This window comes from Vibrio sp. IB15 (genome assembly GCF_016406055.1).
In the GTDB taxonomy this organism is placed as follows: Bacteria; Pseudomonadota; Gammaproteobacteria; order Enterobacterales; family Vibrionaceae; genus Vibrio; species Vibrio chagasii.
Window position 1 is genome coordinate 12,601 of record NZ_JAEFCE010000026.1, and the last position, 22,041, is coordinate 34,641.

The window sequence follows — 22,041 nt, forward strand, 5'->3', positions numbered from 1 at the left end:
TTTATCAGTAAATGATGACAAAAAAGCCAGCAACGTTAGTTGCTGGCTTTCACAAGAATCAAACTTTAAGTGTTAGAAGATTACTTTTTCTTTGGGCGCTGCCAATCCGCAATCTTGCGCTCTTTAGCACGGCTGATAACCAGTTCATTTTCAGAAACATCACGCGTTACCGTTGAACCCGCGCCTACTGTCGCGCCATTGCCGATAGTAACAGGGGCGATTAATTGGCTATCAGAACCAACGAATACGTCATCGCCGATGATGGTCTTAAACTTGTTCGCACCATCGTAGTTACAAGTAATAGCACCAGCACCAACGTTAACACGCTGGCCAATCTCAGCATCACCTAAGTAAGTAAGGTGGTTCGCTTTAGAGCCTTCACCAAGACGAGTGTTCTTCACTTCCACAAAGTTACCAACGTGCGAATCATTACGCATGTCAGCACCTGGACGTAGGCGAGTAAATGGACCAACGGTACAGTCTTCACCAACAGTTGCACCTTCAATTACGCTGTATGGGCGAATAACCGTGTTGTCATCAATTTCACAGTCTTTTAAAACACATCCAGTGCCGATAACCACGTTATCACCAATACTTACGCTGCCTTCAATAATAACGTTGGTATCGATCTCAACGTCCATACCACACTGCAGTTCGCCACGTAGATCAAAACGGCTAGGGTCGCGTAACATAACGCCCTGTTTCAATAGTTTGTCAGCTTGCTCTGCTTGGTAAGCACGTTCTAGACGAGCCAGTTGAGAGCGATCGTTCACGCCTTCAACTTCAATTGGGCTAACTGGATGTACCGCTTCTACCGCACGACCTTCATCGTGAGCCGCAGCAATAACGTCAGTCAGGTAGTATTCACCTTGCGCGTTGTCATTGCTTAAACCAGACAACCAGCGCTTGAGATCACCACCCGTCGCAACCATAACGCCAGTGTTGATCTCTTTGATAAGCTTCTGCTCATCCGTTGCATCTTTTTGTTCAACGATAGCCACTACTGGACCATTGCGACGAATGATACGGCCGTAACCCATTGGGTTATCCAGCACAACCGTAAGTAGTGCAATACCACCGTTTGGCTGAGCATCTAATAGGTTTTCAATAGTTTCAGGCGAGATAAGAGGAACATCACCGTAAAGCACCAGTACTTTCTCATCATCAGCAAAGTGCGCTGATGCCTGATCAACCGCGTGACCTGTACCTAACTGCTCTGCTTGCAGTGCCCAATTTACCGATTCCTCAGCCAAAGTAGCCTTCATCTGATCACCACCATGGCCGTAAACCAAGTGGATATTTTGAGCGCCTAGACCATTACAGGTATCGATCACATGCTTCACCATTGGTTTGCCTGCAAGAGTATGCAGAACCTTTGGTGTGTTTGAGTACATGCGAGTACCTTTGCCCGCTGCAAGAATTACCGCGCTAAACTTCATTGTAAACCTATCCGACGTAATTTTTATTAAGCTGATATTGTAACCGTTTTGAGGCAAAAACTTAAATCGTAATAACCATTTAATCGGTAGCGATACGTAAAGTGAGCACTCATGAGAATGCCAAAAAACAAAAAGGCGACCCTTAGGTCGCCTTTAGCTCAGAACCAATAATCTTATAAAAGATTAGCGGCGCTGTTTTGTCAGTTCGATAACTCGTAACTGAGCAATGGCTTTAGCCAGTTCACCGGCCGCTTGTGCGAAGTCTATGTCGCTATGCTGATTTTGGATATTCTCCACAGCCTTGCGCTTAGCTTCTTCCGCCTTTGCTGCGTCTAGTTCTTCACCACGGATAGCTGTATCAGCCAGTACAGTCGCTGTACCAGGCTGAACTTCTACCATACCACCAGAAACATAAATGATTTCTTCGTGGCCGTGCTGCTTAACAATACGCACCATACCAGGCTTGATAGCGGTCAGCAGTGGAGTATGACCATGGAAAATACCAAGCTCACCCTCACTACCGGTCACCTGAAACGTCTCAACAAGACCAGAGAAAAGCTTTTTCTCTGCACTTACTACGTCTAGGTGAAAGGTTATTGCTGCCATATCGCCTCCTAGTTAGCCTTATAGCTTCTTAGCATTCTCAATAGCTTCGTCGATAGTACCGCAGTACATGAACGCTTGCTCTGGAATGTCATCGTATTCACCAGATAGTAGACCTTGGAAGCCACGTAGAGTCTCTTTTAGAGGTACGTAAACACCTGGGTCACCAGTAAATACTTCCGCTACGTGGTAAGGCTGAGTAAGGAACTTCTCAATCTTACGAGCACGAGATACTACTTGCTTATCTTCTTCAGATAGCTCGTCCATACCTAGGATAGCAATGATATCTTTCAGCTCTTTATAGCGCTGAAGTGTAGACTGAACGCCACGAGCGATGTCGTAGTGCTCTTGTCCAACTACCAATGGATCCAGTTGGCGAGATGTAGAATCTAGCGGGTCGATCGCTGGGTATAGACCCATAGCTGCGATGTTACGGTTAAGTACAACCGTTGCATCCAAGTGCGCGAACGTTGTTGCTGGAGACGGGTCAGTCAAGTCATCCGCAGGTACGTATACCGCCTGTACAGACGTGATAGAACCTTGCTTAGTTGACGTGATACGCTCTTGTAGAACACCCATTTCTTCTGCAAGAGTAGGTTGGTAACCTACCGCAGAAGGCATACGGCCTAGAAGTGCTGATACCTCAGTACCTGCAAGCGTGTAACGGTAGATGTTATCTACGAATAGTAGAACGTCACGACCTTCGTCACGGAAACGCTCAGCCATTGTTAGACCAGTCAGTGCAACACGTAGACGGTTACCTGGTGGCTCGTTCATCTGACCGTAAACCATCGCTACTTTAGATTCTTCAGGGTTTTCAACGTTTACAACGCCTGCTTCCTGCATTTCAAAGTAGAAATCGTTACCTTCACGAGTACGCTCACCTACACCTGCAAATACAGATAGGCCAGAGTGTTGAAGTGCGATGTTGTTGATAAGTTCCATCATGTTAACGGTCTTACCTACACCTGCACCACCGAATAGACCGATTTTACCACCCTTAGCGAATGGACAAACCAAGTCGATTACCTTAACACCCGTCTCTAGAAGAGCTGTCTCGTTAGACTGTTCTTCGTAGCTTGGAGCTTCACGGTGAATTGCGTAGTGCTCTTCTGCACCGATTTCACCACACTCATCAATCGCGTCACCTAGAACGTTCATGATACGACCTAAGGTCTTAGTACCTACTGGTACTGAGATTGGAGCGCCAGTATTTTCAACTGTCAAACCACGACGTAAACCATCAGAGCTACCCATTACGATTGCGCGAACTACGCCACCGCCAAGTTGTTGCTGAACTTCAAGAACTAGACGCTCTTTCACTTCATTAACATTCAGAGCATCGTATACACGAGGTACTTCGCCCTGTGGGAACTCTACGTCGACTACCGCACCGATGATCTGTACGATCTTACCTGTAGCCATCGTTAATCCTCTAACTATTTAGTTTTACCTAAGCTTAAAACGAATAAGCGATTAAACCGCTGCTGCGCCTGAAACGATTTCAGAAAGTTCTTGTGTAATAGCCGCTTGACGCGCCTTGTTGTACACAAGCTCTAAATCATCGATTAGGTCGCTAGCGTTGTCGGTTGCAGCTTTCATTGCAATCATTCGAGCCGCTTGCTCACAAGCAAGGTTCTCTACCACACCTTGGTACACTTGAGATTCGACGTAACGAACCAATAGTGCATCTAGTAGTGGTTTTGGCTCAGGCTCATAAATGTAGTCCCAAGCATGATCGCGCTGCATATCTTCGCTATCTGATTTAGGCAAAGGAAGTAATTGATCGATCGTTGGTTCTTGTACCATAGTGTTTTCAAACTTGTTGAACACTACGAACAGGCGATCCAATTCACCTTCATCATATTTCTTTAGCATTACGCTTACAGAGCCGATTAAGTCTTCAAGGCTAGGACTATCGCCTAGGCCAGAAACTTGAGCTGCTACTTTCGCGCCGCTGTTGTTGAAAAATGCTGTTGCTTTTGAACCGATAATTGCCAGTTCAACGTCAGCACCTTTCTCAGACCAATCTTTCATGTCGTTCATGGCTTTCTTGAACAAGTTAATGTTCAAACCACCACAAAGACCACGGTCTGTAGAAACGATGATGTAACCAACACGTTTGGCTTCACGTTCCTCAAGATAAGGATGCTTATACTCAAGGCTACCGTTAGCCAAATGACCGATCACTTTACGCATTGTTTCTGCATATGGACGAGTAGCTTCCATTGCGTCTTGAGAACGACGCATTTTTGAAGCTGCTACCATTTCCATTGCTTTCGTAATCTTCTGTGTGCTTTTAACACTACCGATTTTATTACGTATCTCTTTTGCGCCGGCCATCGTTACTCTCCGTTAATGGTATGAGGTGACCCGAAGGCCACCCACCAATTACCAGGTCTGGGTTGCTTTGAAATCGTCGACAAGCTTCTTCAGCTCAGCTTCGATATCATTGTTGTAAGCACCCGTTGTGTCGATCTGTGTAGCTAGATCGCCATATTGACCGCGAGCAAACGATAGTAAAGCAGCTTCAAAGTCTAGAAGCTTAGCAAGCTCTACGTCTTGAAGGTAACCACGCTCTGCAGCGAAGATTACAAGTGCTTGGTCAAATACAGACATAGGAGCGTATTGCTTCTGCTTCATTAGCTCTGTAACTTTTTGACCATGGTCTAGCTGCTTCTTAGTCGCTTCATCAAGGTCAGACGAGAACTGTGCGAATGCCGCAAGTTCACGGTACTGTGCTAGAGCTGTACGGATACCGCCAGATAGCTTCTTGATGATTTTAGTCTGCGCTGAACCACCTACACGAGATACTGAGATACCTGGGTCAACAGCTGGACGTACGCCCGCGTTGAATAGCTCAGTTTGTAGGAAGATCTGACCATCGGTAATCGAGATTACGTTCGTCGGTACGAATGCAGATACGTCACCAGCTTGCGTTTCGATGATAGGAAGAGCAGTTAAAGAACCAGTCTTGCCTTTCACTTCACCGTTAGTGAATGTTTCTACGTAGTGTTCGCTTACACGAGCAGCACGCTCTAGTAGACGAGAGTGAAGGTAGAAAACATCACCTGGGAACGCTTCACGACCTGGTGGACGCTTAAGTAGTAGCGAGATCTGACGGTAAGCTACAGCTTGCTTAGATAGATCATCATAAACAATCAGTGCATCTTCACCGCGATCACGGAAGTATTCACCCATCGCACAACCTGCGTATGGCGCTAGGTATTGTAGCGCTGCAGATTCAGAAGCTGATGCAACAACAACGATAGTGTTAGCTAGCGCGCCGTGCTCTTCTAGTTTGCGAACTACGTTAGCGATAGTCGATGCTTTCTGACCGATTGCTACGTAGATAGAGAAAATACCTGAATCTTTTTGGTTAATAATCGCATCGATCGCCATCGCTGTTTTACCAGTTTGACGGTCACCGATTACTAGCTCACGTTGACCACGACCGATTGGGATCATTGAATCAACAGACTTGTAACCAGTTTGTACAGGTTGATCTACCGATTTACGGTCGATTACACCTGGTGCAATTACTTCTACAGGCGAAGTCAGTTTCGCTTCGATAGGACCTTTGCCATCAATTGGCTCACCTAGTGTGTTTACAACACGACCAAGTAGTTCTGGACCTACTGGCACTTCAAGAATGCGGCCAGTACCTGTAACTTTCATGCCTTCCTGTAGGTCAGCATATGGGCCCATTACAACAGCACCAACCGAATCACGGTTCAAGTTAAGTGCTAGCGCGTAACGGCCACCCGGTAGTTCAATCATTTCACCTTGCATCACGTCCGCTAGGCCGTGAATGCTAAGGATGCCATCGCTTACCGAAACGATAGTACCTTCATTGCGAGCTTCACTAACAACGTCGAAAGATTCAATACGTTGTTTAATTAGATCGCTAATTTCAGTGGAATTAAGTTGCATGCTCCAATCCCCATTAAGACTGCAATGCATCGCTCAGGCGGTCTAGTCGACCACGCGCTGAGTTATCGATGACTAGGTCTCCGGCTCGAATAATAACTCCGCTAAGCAGAGTCTCATCTATACTGCAATTCAGCTGTACTTTGCGCGCTAGGCGCTGTTCCAATTTGCTGCTGATATCTGCGCGTTGTTCTTCTGAAAGTTCAACTGCTGAAGTTACTTCAACGTCGATCTCTTTCTCGTGCTCTTGTTTGAGCAATAAGAACTCTTTGCAAACATCAGGAAAAGCCATTAAGCGGCCATTCTCTGCCATCACTTTAATCAAGTTCTGGCCGAATTCATCAAATTGTTCGCCACAAACTGCAATGAATACTTCCGCTAATTTTTCAGCAGTTAGAGAACTGCTTAGTAGATTGTGGATATCATTGTTTTGTGCCACTTCGGCAGCAAAAGAGAGCATTTGACTCCATTGGTCAAGCTCACCTTTCTCTACCGCAAAGTCAAAAGCTGCTTTAGCATAGGGGCGTGCGATTGTTGTCAAATCAGACATATACAGCCCCTTGCTTTAAAGTTTTGCAGTAATGTTGTCAAGAAGGTCTTTGTGTACGTCTTTATCGATCGTACGCTCAAGGATCTTCTCAGCACCAGCTATAGCCAGAGTTGCGACTTGTTTGCGCAGGTCATCACGGGCACGTGTGCGCTCAGCTTCAAGTTCTGCTTCCGCTTGCGCTAAGATTTTCTGGCGTTCTGCCTGAGCTTCTTCGCGAGCTTCATCAATAATTTGAGCTTTACGTTTGTTTGCCTGTTCAATAACCTCAGTTGCAGTGCGCTTTGCTTCTTTCATTTGCTCAGAAGCGTTGGCTTGTGCCAGGTTCAAGTCTTTAGCAGCGCGCTCAGCGGCTACTAGACCGTCAGCAATTTTCTTCTGACGCTCTTCAATTGCTTGCATGATTGGTGGCCATACATATTTCATGCAGAACCAAACAAACAGTGAAAAAGCAATTGCTTGACCTAGCAGAGTTGCGTTCATATTCACAACAGCTACCCCTCGTTAAGAATCAACTACAAAAATTTAATTAACTATTGAAGAGTTAATTAGCCTGCTAGTTGACCAACAAATGGGTTAGCAAACGTGAATAGTAGTGCGATTACGATACCGATCATTGGAACAGCATCCAGTAGACCAGCGATGATGAACATCTTAACTTGTAGCATAGGAGCCATTTCAGGTTGACGCGCAGCGCCTTCTAGGAATTTACCACCAAGAATAGCAAAACCAATTGCAGTACCTACGGCACAAAGACCAACAATAATAGCAACAGCGATTGCTGAAAAACTTAGTACAGTTTCCATTTACGTTCTCCGATTAACATTAATAGTTAGAATAAAGCTTAAAAATTTTTTTTTAGTGATCACTATCTTCATGAGCCATTGATAAGTAAACAATTGTCAACATCATGAAAACAAATGCTTGAATCAAAATAACCAAGATATGGAAGATAGCCCAAGGTAGTGCACCTACCCATTGTAAGTACCACGGTAGCATTGCCGCGATAAGAATAAACACCACCTCACCCGCAAACATATTACCAAATAAACGCATACCTAGAGATAGTGGCTTCGCCAGAAGCGAAATTACCTCAAGTACCAAGTTAAATGGAATCATGATTGGATGATTAAATGGATGCAGTGCCAATTCTTTAGCAAATCCGCCCAAGCCTTTTACTTTGATGCTGTAGTAGATCATCAGAGCAAAAACACCTAGAGCCATTGCCATGGTTATATTTACATCAGCTGTAGGAACCACTTTCAAGTAAGGGATGCCTAACCAATGCTCTGCAGGATATGGTAAGAAATCGATTGGCACTAAGTCCATCAAGTTCATTAAAATAATCCAGCAGAATATAGTCAGTGCTAATGGGGCAATCAGCGGGTTGCGGCCATGGAAAGTTTCTTTAACGTTGTCGCCAACGAATTCCACTACCATTTCTACAAAACACTGAAGCTTACCAGGTACACCTACTGTTGCTTTCTTAGCGACTGAGCGAAAAACCCAAAGGAATAACATCCCTGTCAACACCGAAAAAAACAGACTGTCTATATGTACGTTCCAGAAACTTGTCTCCTCTACAAAACCTAACTTAGCTAAAGATAGATTCTGTAGGTGGTGTTCAATGTATCCGGATGCTGTTGCCGCAGCCATAACTCGTCCTATTTCTTATTGTTAATGAAAAGCACTGGCGCAAAGATATTAATACCAAGAACCAGTAAATAGGTCAGTTTGAGGGGAATTAACTCCACCTGCATATACATGTAGACAATAGAGAATAGTAGAACTGTGATTAGGATTTTTAGCGCTTCGCCAGCATAGAACGACGCCGCAACTAACTTAGTCGCGCGAGCTCCACAAAAAAGGAAAGCACACACACAAAAAACCACATTCGCGATGACAAAAATGCCGCCACCGATAAATGCAGCAAAACCCCAGTCAGGATTAACAGCTAAACCTAACCCTATCGCCACTAATATAACCGCGCTAAGCTCGATCAATAACATTTGCTTTGCAAGCACTCGTCCTGGTCTTGCTAACGCCGCTACCATGTATTCGTTCCTCTTTAAGCCCACTTTACCACTCGCTAAAAAGCGTGCTGAGAAATTGGCGAAAATTATACGTTCAGCCAAATCGATTGCAATAAGAACGCTGCAATCATTTACATTTTTGCATACAAACCGACAACTTTTGTACGAAATTACTTGTTTATTACATAATTGACCTAAATCAATTATCTCATTTAGTACTCTAATTTAGCAATAAGTTGCTCTAATTTGTGAGGCTCATCAAGAGTAATTGTCACTTTTGACTTACCGCTAACAGAACGAGTAACTGAAACGTTTGCTTGCAATTTTTCAGTGAGTCTTCGTGAAAGTTCGATAGCTTCTGTGTCTTCTGGCTTCGATTCTGGCTCAACGTCTGGTTTTAAACACTTTTTGACAAGTTGTTCAGTTTGACGCACGGTCATGTTTTTGGTCGCCGCAGTGTTCGCTGCCTCAACCTGGGTATCACCTTCGAGCGCAAGCAGTGCTCGAGCATGCCCCATTTCCAGTTGTTTATTGGAAACTAAACCTTTTACTTCATTTTCGAGCTGATTTAGACGTAATAAGTTACTAACCGTTGCTCTCGATTTACCAATCACATCAGCGACTTGCTGGTGCGTCAGTTCAAATTCATTCTGTAAGCGCTCTAGCGCTTGTGCTTCTTCAATAACATTCAGGTCTTCACGCTGAATATTCTCGATTAACGCCATCGCAATCGCGGCCTTGTCTTCCACTCGCTTGACCAGACACGGCACTTGCTTAAGGCCTGCTTGACGAGCCGCTCTCCAACGACGCTCACCCGCAATAATCTCATACTGATCTTGCGCTAATGGACGTACAACGATTGGCTGAATGATGCCTTGAGATTGAATTGAAGCCGCCAGCTCTTCTAGCGCTTCAGACGCGATATCTTTACGCGGTTGATAAACACCTGGCCTCAAGCTACCAACAGCCAATTCTGTAAGCTCTCCATCAGCCGATAACGCCTGACTATGAGAAGCGACTTGCTGTTTTTCACGAGCCATTGAACTAGTTGCAAGCAATGCATCTAGCCCTTTTCCTAAACCACGCTTAGACATTGAGCGAATTCCTTTGGTTAGACCTATACTGGGACTTCTTCACGACGCAACATTTCGCCAGCAAGTGCAAGGTATGCCTTAGCACCAGCGGAATATTTGTCGTAGTACATTGCAGGTTTGCCGTGACTCGGCGCTTCAGCAAGACGTACATTTCTAGGGATCACAGTTCGGTAGACCTTGCTACCGAAGTGTTTTTTGAGTTGATCTGATACTTCGTTTGATAAGCGGTTGCGAGGATCATACATAGTACGCAGAAGACCTTCGATCTTCAGGTTCTCGTTCACCACCGCCGCAAGCTTGCTTATGGTATCCATCAACGCAGTCAAACCTTCAAGAGCAAAGTATTCACATTGCATTGGAACTAATACGGAATCAGCAGCTGCCATGGCATTAATTGTAAGAAGGTTTAATGAGGGTGGGCAATCAATAAAGATGAAATCATAATTATCGCGAATGGATGCGAGTGCGTTTTTAAGGCGAACTTCGCGCGCAAACACTTCCATCAGCTTGATTTCTGCCGCAGTAACATCACCGTTAGCGGCGATGAGGTCATAATTGCCAGATGTACTTCGACAAACCACCTCATCAAATGGGGTGTCTTCAACCAACAAATCGTAAGCAGTTGCTTCAACCTGATATTTGTCGACACCGCTCGCCATAGTGGCATTACCTTGAGGATCGAGGTCAACAACCAATATCTTGCGCTTTGTCGCCGCCATTGATGCTGCTAAGTTAATGCAAGTTGTTGTTTTTCCTACGCCGCCCTTCTGGTTGGCAATTGCTACGATTCTACCCACTATGGCCTCGCTGATTATCCCTGACGCGATAAAGTTACTAGATGACGCTCTCCATCAAGCTCTGGTACTCGCAAAGCTTTGATGTCTGTCACTGAACACCATTCAGGTAACAGGTCGATTTCATCTCTAGGATGTTGTCCCTTAAGAGCCAAAAATACACCGGATTGCTCTTTAGGTAAATGGTGACACCACTCTACCATGTCTGTCATTGACGCAAATGCGCGACTGAGCACTGCATCAAACTTTTCTTCAGGTTGAAACTCTTCAACACGGCTTTGGACCGGCACGACGTTGTCGATTCCCAACTCATGAACCACCTGCTTAATAAAACGAATACGCTTACCTAAGCTATCTAGCAAGTAAAACTCGCAGTCTGGGTTCATGATTGAGAGCGGAATCCCAGGTAAGCCAGGTCCGGTTCCCACATCGATAAAGCGCTTACCCTGTAAGTGAGTGCTAACAATGATGCTATCTAAGATATGTTTCACCATCATTTCTAATGGGTCACGAACCGAAGTCAGATTGTAAGCCTTGTTCCATTTGTTGAGTAACTCAACATAGCCAACTAGCTGGCTACGTTGTTTTTCAGATACTTCTAGGTCAGTCTGGCCAATCAGGAGATCCAGTTTTTCGCGTAATACGCTCATTATGCTTCCTCACCCTTTTTCAACAGGCCGTGTTTTTTCAAGTAAACCAATAGGATTGAAATTGCCGCAGGTGTAATACCCGAAATACGAGAAGCAATACCAATTGAATCCGGTTTAGCGTTAGTTAGTTTTAGAACTACTTCGTTAGAAAGCCCTTTTACCTGGCTGTAATCAATATCAGCCGGCAGTTTGGTGTTTTCATGACGCAGTGATTTTTCAATTTCGTCTTGTTGACGCTGAATGTAGCCTTCGTACTTCACTTGGATCTCAACTTGCTCAGCCGCTTGTTGATCTTCCAGTGCTGGAGAAAAACGATCCAGAGCCGTCAGCTGTGAATAAGTCATTTCTGGACGACGCAGAAGATCTTCTCCGCTCGCTTCACGAGACATCGGTGTTTTTAGGATCTGGTTCAGCGCGCCAATATCTTCAGATTTTGGATTAATCCAAGTCTCTTTCAGACGCTGACGCTCTTTCTCCATGTTGTCCATCTTCTCGTTGAATCGAGCCCAACGCGCATCATCAACCAAACCAAGTTCACGAGATTTTTCTGTCAGACGGATATCGGCGTTGTCTTCACGAAGCAACAGACGGTATTCCGCACGAGACGTAAACATACGGTACGGTTCTTTGGTGCCCATAGTTGATAGGTCATCGATAAGAACGCCCATGTAAGCTTGGTCACGACGTGGGCTCCAGCCCTCTTTGCCTTGAGTGAATAAGCTTGCGTTTAAGCCAGCCATGAGGCCTTGTGCTGCTGCTTCTTCATAACCGGTAGTACCGTTAATTTGACCAGCAAAGAACAAGCCTTTAATAAACTTAGTTTCGTAAGTCAGTTTTAGGTCGCGAGGATCAAAGAAATCATACTCAATTGCGTAGCCAGGACGCACGATGTGAGCATTTTCGAACCCTTTCATTGAGCGAACAATTTGAACCTGTACATCAAACGGCAGACTAGTAGAGATACCATTCGGGTATAACTCATGTGTCGTTAGGCCTTCAGGCTCAATAAAAATTTGGTGGCTGTTTTTATCAGCAAAACGCATCACTTTGTCTTCAATCGAAGGACAGTAGCGAGGACCAATACCCTCAATCACGCCAGCGTACATCGGGCTACGGTCAAGGTTGGCACGAATCACATCGTGCGTATTTTCATTGGTATGCGTGATGTAACATGGGATTTGGCGCGGCTGTTGTGCTCGGCTGCCCATGAATGAGAAAACCGGTGTTGGGTTATCACCGTGCTGAACCTCAAGTTCAGAAAAATCAACACTGCGCGCATCGATACGAGGAGGTGTACCTGTTTTCAGGCGATCAACTCGAAATGGAAGATCACGAAGTCGGTCAGCCAAAGCGATCGATGGTGGATCGCCAGCACGACCACCAGAAGAGCTTTCCATACCAATATGGATCTTACCGCCGAGGAATGTCCCTACCGTCAGTACCACAGCATTAGCACGGAACTTAAGGCCCATTTGAGTGACCACACCGACCACTTGATCCTGTTCAACGATCAGGTCATCAACCGATTGCTGGAACAAGGTTAGATTTGGCGTGTTTTCAAGGACATTACGAACAAAGGCTTTGTAGAGTGCACGGTCTGCTTGAGCGCGAGTTGCACGAACCGCAGGGCCTTTTGACGCGTTTAGTGTTCTGAACTGAATACCTGCATGATCAATGGCTTGCGCCATCAAACCACCCATTGCATCGACCTCTTTCACCAAGTGGCCCTTACCGATACCACCGATAGCTGGGTTACAAGACATTTGTCCCAAGGTATCGATATTATGAGTAAGTAATAACGTACTTTGACCAGTACGTGCAGATGCGAGTGCGGCTTCCGTTCCTGCATGGCCGCCACCAACAACGATGACGTCAAATTTTTCGTGATAAAGCATGAACCGACCTCAGGTATTCAAACGTTTTCTAGACTGATAAAAAGGAGCGATATTCTACCTGTTTTCATAGCTTGAGAAAACGTTTTTGGAATTTTTCGATTAAGCTGTTTTTAATTAATATAGATAAGATCTTTAAAGAGATCTTTTATTGGATCTATTATTAGGATCGAAGCGGTCTGTGGATAAGTCAAAAATGATCAACGAGATCATGGATCTTTTTTGGATCAAATGGTGTGATCTAACTTTGATCAGGATGAGGATTAGCTGGGATCAAAATGGCTACTTATTCACAGGGGTAAATAGCTCTAAAACTTGTTATTTGGATAACTATAGGTTAATCACCGAATATGTATGATCTTATCCACAACAGATCTTGAAAATAAATGGCTAATTTTCGGCTTTACCCCAAAAAGTTATTCACAATCTCGATATTCAGGCACAAAAAAAGCGGCAAAAGCCGCTTTTTTAAGAGAATAGAGGGTTAAAATTGGTCACTATGATCGTTAAACCACTCTTCTGCAGCGTCTTCAGGGACCGGAGTCTCCAAAACATCGATGGTAAAACAGTCAGAAATCGCCTGTCCGCCAAGTTTTGTTAATAACTCATGAGCGGTTTGGCCTGCTGCGCAGAAGGTGTCGTAGCTTGAATCACCAATGGCAATGACTGCAAAGCGAACCTTATCGAGTTGAGGTGCGTGCTCTGTCAGATCGGCTATGAATGGCTTGATATTGTCAGGAAATTCACCGGCACCATGGGTCGAGGTCACCACTAACCAGAAGCCTTGTTGAGGGATATCATTGTATGTAGGCTGGTTGTGTAGCGTTATCTCATGGCCTTGTTCTTCTAGAAGATCATTAAGGTGATCGCCAACGTATTCAGCGCCACCTAAGGTGCTACCTGTAATAATGTGGATCATTAAGCTGTCCTTACTAAAGAAAAAGGTCGGCATTAGCCAGCCTTCTTGGGTTATTTACCAATACAGAATGAAGAGAAGATACGCCCCAAGAGATCGTCTGAGCTGAACTCGCCCGTTATCTCATTAAGGTGTTGCTGAGTGATACGAAGCTCTTCCGCCAAGATTTCACCCGCCATGTAGCCTTCAAGTTGCTGCTGGCCAATATCGAGGTGCTCAGAGGCACGCTCAAGCGCATCTAAGTGACGACGGCGAGCCATAAAGCCACCTTCATGACCACCAGCAAAGCCCATACACTCTTTTAGATGACTGCGTAGGGCATCCACGCCTTGACCTGTTTTTGCGGACAAGCGAATCAGAGTTGGATCGTTTACGTGACAAATCCCGAGCTCTTCATTGGTTTGATCCGCTTTGTTACGAATGACGGTCATCCCTATGTTATTTGGCAAACGATCAACGAAATCTGGCCAGATATCTTTCGGGTCAGTGGCATCGGTTGTAGTGCCATCCACCATAAATAGGACTCGGTCAGCCTGAGCAATTTCTTCCCAAGCACGCTCAATGCCGATTTTTTCGACTTCGTCAGATGCATCACGTAAGCCTGCGGTATCGATAATATGCAGTGGCATACCATCAATATGGATATGCTCTCGCAGTACATCACGTGTGGTACCAGCAATATCGGTCACGATTGCCGACTCTTTGCCTGACAGCGCGTTCAGTAGACTAGATTTACCGGCATTTGGGCGACCAGCGATCACCACCTTCATGCCTTCACGCATGATGGCGCCTTGGTTGGCTTCTTGGCGCACCGCCTCTAGGTTATCGATGATAGCCTGTAAGTCAGCACTTACTTTACCGTCAGCCAGAAAGTCGATTTCTTCTTCAGGGAAGTCTATCGCTGCTTCAACATAGATTCGTAGGTGAATCAGTGAATCGACCAGCGTATTAATGCGCTTAGAGAACTCACCTTGCAATGATTGCAGCGCTGATTTTGCCGCTTCTTCTGAGCTTGCGTCAATCAAGTCAGCAATCGCTTCAGCTTGGGTTAAGTCCATCTTGTCGTTCAAGAACGCACGCTCTGAGAACTCACCAGGGCGAGCTGCACGCACACCAGAGATCCCCAGGATGCGCTTGATGAGCATATCCATAACCACTGGGCCACCGTGACCTTGCAGCTCTAGAACGTCTTCGCCGGTAAAAGAGTGCGGGTTAGGGAAGTAGAGCGCGATACCTTGGTCGAGCTCGATGCCATCGGCAGATTTAAAAGGTAGGTACTCAGCGTAGCGAGGCTTAAGTGTTTTTCCCGTTACTTCTAGGGCAACCTGAGTCGCTAATGGGCCGGAAACGCGGATAATACCGACGCCACCACGGCCGGGCGCGGTCGCTTGAGCAACAATCGTATCTGTAGTCATAGTTGTGCCTGCTAGCATGTGAACGCGAAAAAGGGCATTCACGATTAATCAATTAGCTGAATTGTAATCAGCTAAAAACAAAAAGGCGACCTTTTGGTCGCCTTTCTTTAGCTCTTTCTATTATCGAACTTACTTAGAATGTAAGCCTTTCTTCTCCAGCGCGCGGTAGATAAGCGTTTGCTGAATCAGAGTTACGATGTTCGATACTAGCCAGTAAAGAACCAGACCTGAAGGGAAGAACAGGAAGAAGAATGTGAACATAACCGGCATAAAGGTCATGATCTTCTGCTGCATTGGATCCGTTACAGTCGTCGGGCTCATCTTCTGGATTAGGAACATTGAAGCACCCATCAGAAGTGGCAAGATGTAGTATGGGTCTTGCGCTGAAAGGTCAGTAATCCAACCGAAGAACGGTGAGTGACGTAGTTCAACAGACTCCATTAGTGCCCAGTATAGCGAAATGAAGATAGGCATTTGCAGAAGGATAGGTAAACAGCCACCTAGTGGGTTTACTTTCTCTTTCTTGTAAAGCTCCATCATTTCTTGGCTCATGCGTTGACGGTCGTCGCCAATACGCTCACGCATTGCTGTCAGCTTAGGCTGAAGCATACGCATTTTCGCCATAGACGTGTACTGAGCTTTCGTTAGTGGGTACATAGCACCACGAACGATGAAAGTTAGGATGATAATTGCTACACCCCAGTTCGATACGAAGCCTTGAATGAACGAAAGCAGAGTATGAAGTGGTTTAGCAATGAACCATAGCCAGCCATAATCTACTACCAAGTCTAGGTTTGGTGCAGTTGCTGCCATTTGGTCTTGAAGTTTAGGACCAACCCAAAGCGTTGCTTTAAAGCTTGCTTCGTCACCGTTAGCGATAGTTTTGTTCGGCATACGAACACCGATGTCGCCTAGGTTACCAATTACACGAGTGTAAAGGTTGCTGCCTGCTTCGTCGCGTGGAATCCAAGCACTTGCAAAGTAGTGTTGAATCATCGCTGCCCAACCTTGACCGTTTGCTAGGTTAAGAGACAGGTTGCGATCTTGCATATCGTCGAAGCTGTATTTCTTGTAACGCGTGTCTTCCGTAGAGTAAGCACCACCACGGTAAGTTGGCATTGTTAGGCTACCGCCGTCATCCATAACGTTTTGACGTAGGTGAGCGTACATACCGAATGTCGCATTGTTACCAGAGTTGTTGACTACATCGTATTCAACGTCAATCGCGTAGCTGCCGCGCTTAAGGATGAATGTTTTTGTGTAATCTAGGCCGTTCGCTTGGTAAGTCATTGGGATGCGTAGTTCATCCTGACCGTCAGCCAGCGTGAAGCTGTCTGCTGAAACCGTGTAGCTAGGGCGGTTAGTGCTGCTAAGGTCGATACCTTGAGGACCAACTAGACCGCTTTGCGCGATAAATTGGTGGCCTGGTTCATTCTTAAGAAGAACAAAGCTCTCTTCAGAATCAAACTCAGCTGAGTAATCATTTAGGTCTGCTTTCACAACATCACCACCAACCGTATCAATTGACAGAGTCAGTACATCAGTGGTCACTGTGATAGTTTTTGCAGAAGAAGCAACTTGACCAGGAGCCGGGTCTAGATCATCTGCATAAGATGGCGCTGGTAGGGTGCTGCCAGATTGTGCCTGCTCAACCGCTTGTGGAGCTGGGTTCTTAGCTACATTCCATTGTTGGAAAAGTAGGAAAGAAACCAAAGCCAATGCGATTAACAGGATATTACGTTGAGAATCCATCGTTATTTATCTCTGTCTTGTTTTTGGACTGGTGGAACGGGGTCAAAGCCCCCATCGTTCAAAGGATGGCATTTTAATAGACGTTTGCCTGATAACCAACACCCTTTTACAAAACCGTGAGCTTTCAACGCTTCTATCGCATATAAAGAGCAGGTTGGAGTAAATCGGCAGCGTGGGCCGATGAGTGGACTAATAAACCATCTATAAAAATAGATGGGTATTAGCGCTATCCACGCGAAGGGCGAGACAGGCGAAGCCATAATTTGTCGAGTAGCTTGAACATTTCTTCATTGCTTAAATCTTGCGCGCTCTTCTTAGCGATTACAACAAAATCTTTGTTAGGAAGTTTGTGCTGAGTGTTACGAAAACTTTCACGAGTAAGACGCTTGAATCGATTACGACCCACGGCGGTTTTAATCTGTTTTTTCGGAACGGCTAATCCAAGGCGAGGATTTGAAAGAGAGTTATTTCGAGCAATGATGGTGAAATGAGGAGAGCCAGCTCGATGAGCTTGCTTGAAGACATTTTGATAATGTTCGGGAGTTAACAAGCGTAACTCCCGACCGAAGGCTAGCTTATTCAAAATAATCAAAGATTACTTAGAAAGACGCTTACGGCCTTTTGCACGACGTGCATTGATTGTTGCGCGACCGTTCTTAGTAGCCATGCGAGCACGGAAACCGTGAGTACGCTTACGCTTTAGAACTGTAGGTTGAAAAGTGCGTTTCATTGTAATTACCTTACTGATCAGTAGTTTTAGGTTTTTGTTAAACCCGGCGTGGGCATTTTTTCTCTTCTTTATATAAGAAAGGAAAACCGACGCCTCTCAACAAAGAGGCGGAATTGTAATCACTGTCACAAAAAGTGTCAATGATTGGGTTAACTAAAATTCCGGTCGGGGGATTATACGTAGAATAACTAAAATCACAAGGATCCTTAGTCGATCCCCACCTTATTTAGGAATTTTTTTAATTTAGGATCTTGTGGATTACCAAAAATATCCTGTGGAGATCCCTGCTCGACAATATGACCGTCAGCCATGAAGATCACTCGGTCTGCGACCTCTCTAGCGAACTGCATTTCATGGGTAACCACCAGCATGGTTTGATGCTGGTTTGCCAATTTTTTCATTAGGTTAAGTACTTCGCCAACCCACTCAGGATCCAGCGCAGAAGTTGGCTCATCAAACAGTAAAAGCTCGGGTTGGAGTGCCATAGCACGGCCAATACCAACACGTTGTTGCTGACCACCAGAAAGCGCAGCAGGGTAGCTGTCTGCTTTGTCACCTAGGCCGATATCATCCAGTATTTGCTGTGCTTTTTCATAGGCTTGCTGCTTCTTCCAACCACGCACTGTAATCAAACCTTCAGCAATGTTTTGCTTGGCGGTTTGGTGAGCAAATAGGGCATAGTTTTGGAAAACAAAGCCAGTCTTACGTCGCAGTGCTAGCACCTCTGCTTTGGTGTGCTTTTTGGCATCGACTTTGATGTCATCAATTGAGATCGTGCCTTGGTCGGCTTGCTCAAGAAAGTTCACACAGCGCAGTAGTGTCGACTTTCCTGTACCACTCGAACCTATGACAACAATGATCTCACCTTGCTTGATTTCTAGGTCGATCCCTTTAAGCACTTCGGTGTCACCAAAGTGCTTGTGGATATTTTGTAATTTGATCATCGTACGTACGCCTTATTCAGTTTCACTTCGGCCCAGATTTGAATGCGAGTGAGGATAACCACCACGCCCCAGTAAATCAGCGCTACTGCCAAGAAAGCCTCGAAGAAACGGAAGCTTGAAGACGCCTCCATCTGAGCCTTAGCCATAATCTCAGCTACACCAAGGGTGAAGGCGAGTGAGGTTGATTTGATCATATCGATGAAGTAATTCATCAGAGAAGGCAGAGCAACGCGGGTCGCTTGCGGCAAGATCACTCGACGCATCGCTTGGCTCGTCGTCATACCTACCGAAAGGCTCGCTTCCATCTGACTGCGATCAATACCGATAATCGCGGCGCGGATACTCTCTGCCATGTAAGCGGCAAAGTGCAGGGTTAAACCAATGACTGCAGCACTGAATGCATCTAAACCAACCATCCACGGGAACACCTGAGGTAGGCCGTAATAGAGGAGGAACAGCTGAACCAGCAGTGGGGTGCCACGGAAGAAGCTAATATAAAGTTGGCTGAGTTGGTCGAGTACTGGGATTTTGAACACACGAATGTTTGCCAGTATCACAGACAGGATCAGAGCAAAGAACAAGCCCCAAATCGCCATCTCCATGGTGGTGCCAAGATACTTCAACAGTATCGGTAGCAGCTCTAGCATGTAGTTAAAATCAAATCCCATAATCTATCTCGTATTTTTATTGGAAGCCGCGTGATATCAAGCGTTTTTATCAGTGATATAAAAGCAAAAGCCCACCGCTGTATAAAGCAGTGGGCCTTGAATGGAGAGTGAGTGATTACTTCTGAGTAATGTCCGCACCAAACCATTTCTGAGAGATACTTTCTAGCGTACCATCTGCGCGCATTGCTGCTAATGCTTCGTTTACTTCGGCTTGTAGTTTCTTACCGTTGTCGTTGTCTACGAAAGGCCAAGCATTTTCAATCGTTTCGAATGGCTGACCTGCTAGCTGTAATGGTAGACCAGTCTTCTTGATAAGCTCTAGTGCAGATAGGCGATCCATAACGAATGCATCAGCACGACCAAGAGCGACATCGTGTTCAATACCTGTGTCGTAGGTTTTCACGTTGATCTTGCCATCTTTATCGTAGCTGTGTAGCAGTTGTTCGAAGTTTGAGCCTAGGTTTACCGCAACTGTTTTGCCTTCAAGGTCTTCGATACCTTTAATGCTGTCATTACCCTTACGAACGGTAATTTGTGCGCCGTCTACTACGTATGGGTCTGCGAATAGGTATTTCGTTTTACGTGCATCCGTCATTGTAATTTGGTTAGAAATGGTATCGATTCGACCCGTTTCAAGAAGACCAAACAGACCAGAGAAGTTCGCTGTCACGTACTCAACTTTGTAGTCGTTACGTTTACCGATCTCATCCCATAAATCCACTTCAAAACCTTGTAGTTGGTCTTGCTTAACGAAAGTAAATGGGAAGTAGCGACCAGACATGCCGACTTTAACTTCAGTCGCAGCTTGAACAGTAGCAGCAGAGAGTGCGATAGCCGCAATTGCAGCCTTAATCCAGTTATTCATTTGGTAACTCCTTATATTTATGGGATTGGATGTTACTGGTAAATTGCTCGATAGAATAAATAACCAGATGTTATTAACCATAACTAGATCGCATTCTCGTTTTGGGGATAACTAGCAAGGATCCGGGCATAAGTGGATCGTTGTGTGAGTAAATTAGGGGCAAGATGTGCGGATCCGCCGGTTAATTACAAATTTATTGTGAATAACTTGGATCTTATTCACTGGATCTGTGATCAATTGCTGGTGATCTGACTTATCAACAGGTAAAATTAGCAGTCATTTCATATTACTTAAATAGAGTGGGGGCACCGTGTCATCTTCGCTTTGGTTGCAGTGTTTGCAACAGCTTCAAGAAGAGTTACCAGCTACAGAATTCAGTATGTGGGTTCGTCCGTTACAAGCGGAGCTCAATGACAATACTCTAACTCTATTTGCACCGAACCGTTTCGTACTCGATTGGGTTCGTGATAAGTACTTAAATAGCATTAACCGTCTGCTGCAAGAATATTGCGGCAATGATATCCCGCATCTGCATTTTGAAGTCGGCAGTAAGCGTGTGTCGGCACCAAAGCCAGCAGCGCCTGCATCGGCTCCTGCGCCAACTCGCACTGCTGCTGATGTAGCGGCAGAGTCGTCAGCGCCTGCACAGCTGCAAGCTCGTAAGCCTGTTCATAACACATGGCGTGATGAAGAGCCTGTGGATGTGGATATCAACCACCGTTCAAACGTCAACCCTAAGCATAAGTTCAATAACTTCGTTGAGGGTAAGTCGAACCAACTTGGTTTGGCTGCAGCACGTCAGGTGGCGGATAACCCAGGTGCGGCATACAACCCACTATTCCTATACGGTGGCACCGGCCTAGGTAAAACTCACTTGTTGCACGCGGTAGGTAATGCCATTGTTGATGGCAAGCCGAATGCAAAAGTGGTGTACATGCACTCTGAGCGTTTTGTTCAGGATATGGTTAAAGCGCTACAAAACAATGCGATCGAAGAATTCAAACGCTACTACCGTAGTGTTGATGCCTTGCTTATCGATGACATCCAATTCTTCGCTAATAAAGAACGTTCTCAAGAAGAGTTCTTCCATACCTTTAATGCGCTGCTTGAAGGCAACCAACAGATCATCCTAACTTCTGACCGTTATCCAAAAGAGATCAACGGCGTAGAAGATCGTCTTAAATCTCGTTTCGGTTGGGGTTTGACGGTTGCGATCGAGCCACCAGAGCTTGAGACGCGTGTTGCGATCTTAATGAAGAAAGCAGAAGACCATCAAATTCACCTTGCGGATGAGGTGGCATTCTTTATTGCTAAGCGTCTGCGTTCTAACGTTCGTGAGCTAGAAGGCGCACTGAACCGTGTAATCGCGAATGCGAACTTCACTGGCCGCCCAATCACGATCGATTTCGTGCGCGAAGCACTGCGTGACCTACTGGCTCTGCAAGAGAAGCTGGTTACTATCGATAATATTCAGAAGACCGTTGCTGAGTACTACAAAATCAAAGTGGCAGACCTGCTGTCTAAGCGTCGTTCTCGTTCTGTTGCTCGCCCACGTCAACTGGCGATGGCGCTAGCAAAAGAGCTGACTAACCACAGCTTGCCTGAGATCGGTGATGCATTTGGTGGCCGTGACCACACCACGGTACTGCACGCTTGCCGTAAGATTGCTCAGCTGCGTGAAGAGAGCCACGACATTAAAGAAGATTATTCGAACTTGATTCGTACCCTTTCTTCTTAATACACAGTATTCTTAACCTTAATAAGCAGAA

The 22,041-nt window shown here is 45.5% G+C and carries 24 protein-coding genes; 1 reads left to right on the forward strand and 23 read right to left on the reverse strand.

All coding sequences use genetic code 11. The features are described from left to right. Window positions 1–80 precede the first annotated feature (80 nt). The 23 genes from glmU to JC606_RS11690 form a co-directional block, all read right to left on the reverse strand. Window positions 81–1,439: a bifunctional UDP-N-acetylglucosamine diphosphorylase/glucosamine-1-phosphate N-acetyltransferase GlmU gene (gene glmU, locus JC606_RS11580; RefSeq protein ID WP_008221377.1), complete on the reverse strand. Its 1,359-nt coding sequence runs from the start codon at window positions 1,437–1,439 to the stop codon at window positions 81–83. A 183-nt stretch (window positions 1,440–1,622) separates the two neighbouring features. After that, window positions 1,623–2,045 (reverse strand): F0F1 ATP synthase subunit epsilon, encoded by a 423-nt coding sequence (locus tag JC606_RS11585; RefSeq protein WP_198778632.1) that lies wholly within the window; start codon window positions 2,043–2,045, stop codon window positions 1,623–1,625. A gap of 18 nt (window positions 2,046–2,063) precedes the next feature. Continuing rightward, a complete protein-coding gene (atpD, locus tag JC606_RS11590; RefSeq protein ID WP_008221380.1) occupies window positions 2,064–3,467 on the reverse strand; it encodes a F0F1 ATP synthase subunit beta in 1,404 nt (467 codons plus the stop codon). Between the two features lie 51 nt (window positions 3,468–3,518). Beyond that, window positions 3,519–4,385 (reverse strand): F0F1 ATP synthase subunit gamma, encoded by an 867-nt coding sequence (gene atpG, locus JC606_RS11595; RefSeq protein WP_008221382.1) that lies wholly within the window; start codon window positions 4,383–4,385, stop codon window positions 3,519–3,521. Window positions 4,386–4,433: 48 nt separating this feature from the next. Then, the gene (atpA, locus tag JC606_RS11600; RefSeq protein WP_008221384.1) at window positions 4,434–5,975 is read right to left on the reverse strand and encodes a F0F1 ATP synthase subunit alpha; all 1,542 of its coding nucleotides are present in this window, start codon (window positions 5,973–5,975) and stop codon (window positions 4,434–4,436) included. A 13-nt stretch (window positions 5,976–5,988) separates the two neighbouring features. Next, window positions 5,989–6,522 carry a F0F1 ATP synthase subunit delta gene (atpH, locus tag JC606_RS11605; RefSeq protein ID WP_004739291.1) on the reverse strand — a complete coding sequence of 178 codons (534 nt, stop codon included), beginning with the start codon at window positions 6,520–6,522 and terminating at the stop codon, window positions 5,989–5,991. A 15-nt stretch (window positions 6,523–6,537) separates the two neighbouring features. Further along, a complete protein-coding gene (gene atpF / locus JC606_RS11610) occupies window positions 6,538–7,008 on the reverse strand; it encodes a F0F1 ATP synthase subunit B (protein WP_032498590.1) in 471 nt (156 codons plus the stop codon). 59 nt (window positions 7,009–7,067) lie between these two features. Next, complete coding sequence (atpE, locus tag JC606_RS11615) at window positions 7,068–7,325, reverse strand: F0F1 ATP synthase subunit C (RefSeq protein ID WP_004411110.1); 258 nt, start codon at window positions 7,323–7,325, stop codon at window positions 7,068–7,070. A 52-nt stretch (window positions 7,326–7,377) separates the two neighbouring features. Further along, window positions 7,378–8,175, reverse strand: a complete 798-nt coding sequence (gene atpB / locus JC606_RS11620; protein WP_004739289.1) for a F0F1 ATP synthase subunit A — start codon at window positions 8,173–8,175, stop codon at window positions 7,378–7,380. A gap of 8 nt (window positions 8,176–8,183) precedes the next feature. Then, window positions 8,184–8,573 carry a F0F1 ATP synthase subunit I gene (locus tag JC606_RS11625; protein WP_004739288.1) on the reverse strand — a complete coding sequence of 130 codons (390 nt, stop codon included), beginning with the start codon at window positions 8,571–8,573 and terminating at the stop codon, window positions 8,184–8,186. A 191-nt stretch (window positions 8,574–8,764) separates the two neighbouring features. Then, a complete protein-coding gene (locus JC606_RS11630) occupies window positions 8,765–9,646 on the reverse strand; it encodes a ParB/RepB/Spo0J family partition protein (RefSeq protein ID WP_137407565.1) in 882 nt (293 codons plus the stop codon). A gap of 23 nt (window positions 9,647–9,669) precedes the next feature. Continuing rightward, the gene (locus JC606_RS11635) at window positions 9,670–10,443 is read right to left on the reverse strand and encodes a ParA family protein (protein ID WP_026084427.1); all 774 of its coding nucleotides are present in this window, start codon (window positions 10,441–10,443) and stop codon (window positions 9,670–9,672) included. Window positions 10,444–10,457: 14 nt separating this feature from the next. Next, window positions 10,458–11,090 (reverse strand): 16S rRNA (guanine(527)-N(7))-methyltransferase RsmG, encoded by a 633-nt coding sequence (gene rsmG / locus JC606_RS11640; RefSeq protein ID WP_137407566.1) that lies wholly within the window; start codon window positions 11,088–11,090, stop codon window positions 10,458–10,460. Further along, on the reverse strand, window positions 11,090–12,985 hold the full coding sequence (gene mnmG, locus JC606_RS11645; RefSeq protein ID WP_061033952.1) for a tRNA uridine-5-carboxymethylaminomethyl(34) synthesis enzyme MnmG: 1,896 nt from the start codon (window positions 12,983–12,985) through the stop codon (window positions 11,090–11,092). Before mnmG ends, rsmG begins: the two co-directional genes overlap by 1 nt. A 481-nt stretch (window positions 12,986–13,466) precedes the next feature. Beyond that, the gene (mioC, locus tag JC606_RS11650) at window positions 13,467–13,901 is read right to left on the reverse strand and encodes an FMN-binding protein MioC (protein WP_137407567.1); all 435 of its coding nucleotides are present in this window, start codon (window positions 13,899–13,901) and stop codon (window positions 13,467–13,469) included. Between the two features lie 50 nt (window positions 13,902–13,951). Next, window positions 13,952–15,313: a tRNA uridine-5-carboxymethylaminomethyl(34) synthesis GTPase MnmE gene (mnmE, locus tag JC606_RS11655; RefSeq protein WP_061033980.1), complete on the reverse strand. Its 1,362-nt coding sequence runs from the start codon at window positions 15,311–15,313 to the stop codon at window positions 13,952–13,954. Window positions 15,314–15,442: 129 nt separating this feature from the next. Continuing rightward, entirely contained in the window at window positions 15,443–17,065 is a 1,623-nt protein-coding gene (gene yidC / locus JC606_RS11660) for a membrane protein insertase YidC (RefSeq protein WP_128162547.1), read from the reverse strand. Window positions 17,066–17,067: 2 nt separating this feature from the next. Continuing rightward, entirely contained in the window at window positions 17,068–17,325 is a 258-nt protein-coding gene (gene yidD / locus JC606_RS11665; protein ID WP_102426369.1) for a membrane protein insertion efficiency factor YidD, read from the reverse strand. Next, the gene (rnpA, locus tag JC606_RS11670; RefSeq protein WP_017055478.1) at window positions 17,292–17,615 is read right to left on the reverse strand and encodes a ribonuclease P protein component; all 324 of its coding nucleotides are present in this window, start codon (window positions 17,613–17,615) and stop codon (window positions 17,292–17,294) included. Before rnpA ends, yidD begins: the two co-directional genes overlap by 34 nt. Before the next feature lie 45 nt (window positions 17,616–17,660). Further along, window positions 17,661–17,795 carry a 50S ribosomal protein L34 gene (gene rpmH, locus JC606_RS11675; protein WP_004735800.1) on the reverse strand — a complete coding sequence of 45 codons (135 nt, stop codon included), beginning with the start codon at window positions 17,793–17,795 and terminating at the stop codon, window positions 17,661–17,663. A gap of 206 nt (window positions 17,796–18,001) precedes the next feature. Further along, window positions 18,002–18,739 carry an amino acid ABC transporter ATP-binding protein gene (locus JC606_RS11680; RefSeq protein WP_198778633.1) on the reverse strand — a complete coding sequence of 246 codons (738 nt, stop codon included), beginning with the start codon at window positions 18,737–18,739 and terminating at the stop codon, window positions 18,002–18,004. Next, entirely contained in the window at window positions 18,736–19,407 is a 672-nt protein-coding gene (locus tag JC606_RS11685) for an amino acid ABC transporter permease (protein ID WP_004739268.1), read from the reverse strand. Before JC606_RS11685 ends, JC606_RS11680 begins: the two co-directional genes overlap by 4 nt. Before the next feature lie 115 nt (window positions 19,408–19,522). After that, a complete protein-coding gene (locus JC606_RS11690; RefSeq protein WP_137407569.1) occupies window positions 19,523–20,272 on the reverse strand; it encodes an amino acid ABC transporter substrate-binding protein in 750 nt (249 codons plus the stop codon). Window positions 20,273–20,582: 310 nt separating this feature from the next. On the opposite strand from JC606_RS11690, the gene dnaA reads away from it, so the two are divergent. Further along, the gene (gene dnaA, locus JC606_RS11695; RefSeq protein ID WP_004739264.1) at window positions 20,583–22,010 is read left to right on the forward strand and encodes a chromosomal replication initiator protein DnaA; all 1,428 of its coding nucleotides are present in this window, start codon (window positions 20,583–20,585) and stop codon (window positions 22,008–22,010) included. Window positions 22,011–22,041: the final 31 nt, after the last annotated feature.

Coding starts and splice junctions, on each gene's coding strand:
- glmU (WP_008221377.1), bottom strand. CDS start 1,439: ATGAAGTTTAGCGCGGTAATTCTTGCAGCGGGCAAAGGTACTCGCATG.
- JC606_RS11585 (WP_198778632.1), bottom strand. CDS start 2,045: ATGGCAGCAATAACCTTTCACCTAGACGTAGTAAGTGCAGAGAAAAAG.
- atpD (WP_008221380.1), bottom strand. CDS start 3,467: ATGGCTACAGGTAAGATCGTACAGATCATCGGTGCGGTAGTCGACGTA.
- atpG (WP_008221382.1), bottom strand. CDS start 4,385: ATGGCCGGCGCAAAAGAGATACGTAATAAAATCGGTAGTGTTAAAAGC.
- atpA (WP_008221384.1), bottom strand. CDS start 5,975: ATGCAACTTAATTCCACTGAAATTAGCGATCTAATTAAACAACGTATT.
- atpH (WP_004739291.1), bottom strand. CDS start 6,522: ATGTCTGATTTGACAACAATCGCACGCCCCTATGCTAAAGCAGCTTTT.
- atpE (WP_004411110.1), bottom strand. CDS start 7,325: ATGGAAACTGTACTAAGTTTTTCAGCAATCGCTGTTGCTATTATTGTT.
- atpB (WP_004739289.1), bottom strand. CDS start 8,175: ATGGCTGCGGCAACAGCATCCGGATACATTGAACACCACCTACAGAAT.
- JC606_RS11625 (WP_004739288.1), bottom strand. CDS start 8,573: ATGGTAGCGGCGTTAGCAAGACCAGGACGAGTGCTTGCAAAGCAAATG.
- JC606_RS11630 (WP_137407565.1), bottom strand. CDS start 9,646: ATGTCTAAGCGTGGTTTAGGAAAAGGGCTAGATGCATTGCTTGCAACT.
- rsmG (WP_137407566.1), bottom strand. CDS start 11,090: ATGAGCGTATTACGCGAAAAACTGGATCTCCTGATTGGCCAGACTGAC.
- mnmG (WP_061033952.1), bottom strand. CDS start 12,985: ATGCTTTATCACGAAAAATTTGACGTCATCGTTGTTGGTGGCGGCCAT.
- mioC (WP_137407567.1), bottom strand. CDS start 13,901: ATGATCCACATTATTACAGGTAGCACCTTAGGTGGCGCTGAATACGTT.
- mnmE (WP_061033980.1), bottom strand. CDS start 15,313: ATGACTACAGATACGATTGTTGCTCAAGCGACCGCGCCCGGCCGTGGT.
- yidC (WP_128162547.1), bottom strand. CDS start 17,065: ATGGATTCTCAACGTAATATCCTGTTAATCGCATTGGCTTTGGTTTCT.
- yidD (WP_102426369.1), bottom strand. CDS start 17,325: ATGGCTTCGCCTGTCTCGCCCTTCGCGTGGATAGCGCTAATACCCATC.
- rpmH (WP_004735800.1), bottom strand. CDS start 17,795: ATGAAACGCACTTTTCAACCTACAGTTCTAAAGCGTAAGCGTACTCAC.
- JC606_RS11680 (WP_198778633.1), bottom strand. CDS start 18,739: ATGATCAAATTACAAAATATCCACAAGCACTTTGGTGACACCGAAGTG.
- JC606_RS11685 (WP_004739268.1), bottom strand. CDS start 19,407: ATGGGATTTGATTTTAACTACATGCTAGAGCTGCTACCGATACTGTTG.
- JC606_RS11690 (WP_137407569.1), bottom strand. CDS start 20,272: ATGAATAACTGGATTAAGGCTGCAATTGCGGCTATCGCACTCTCTGCT.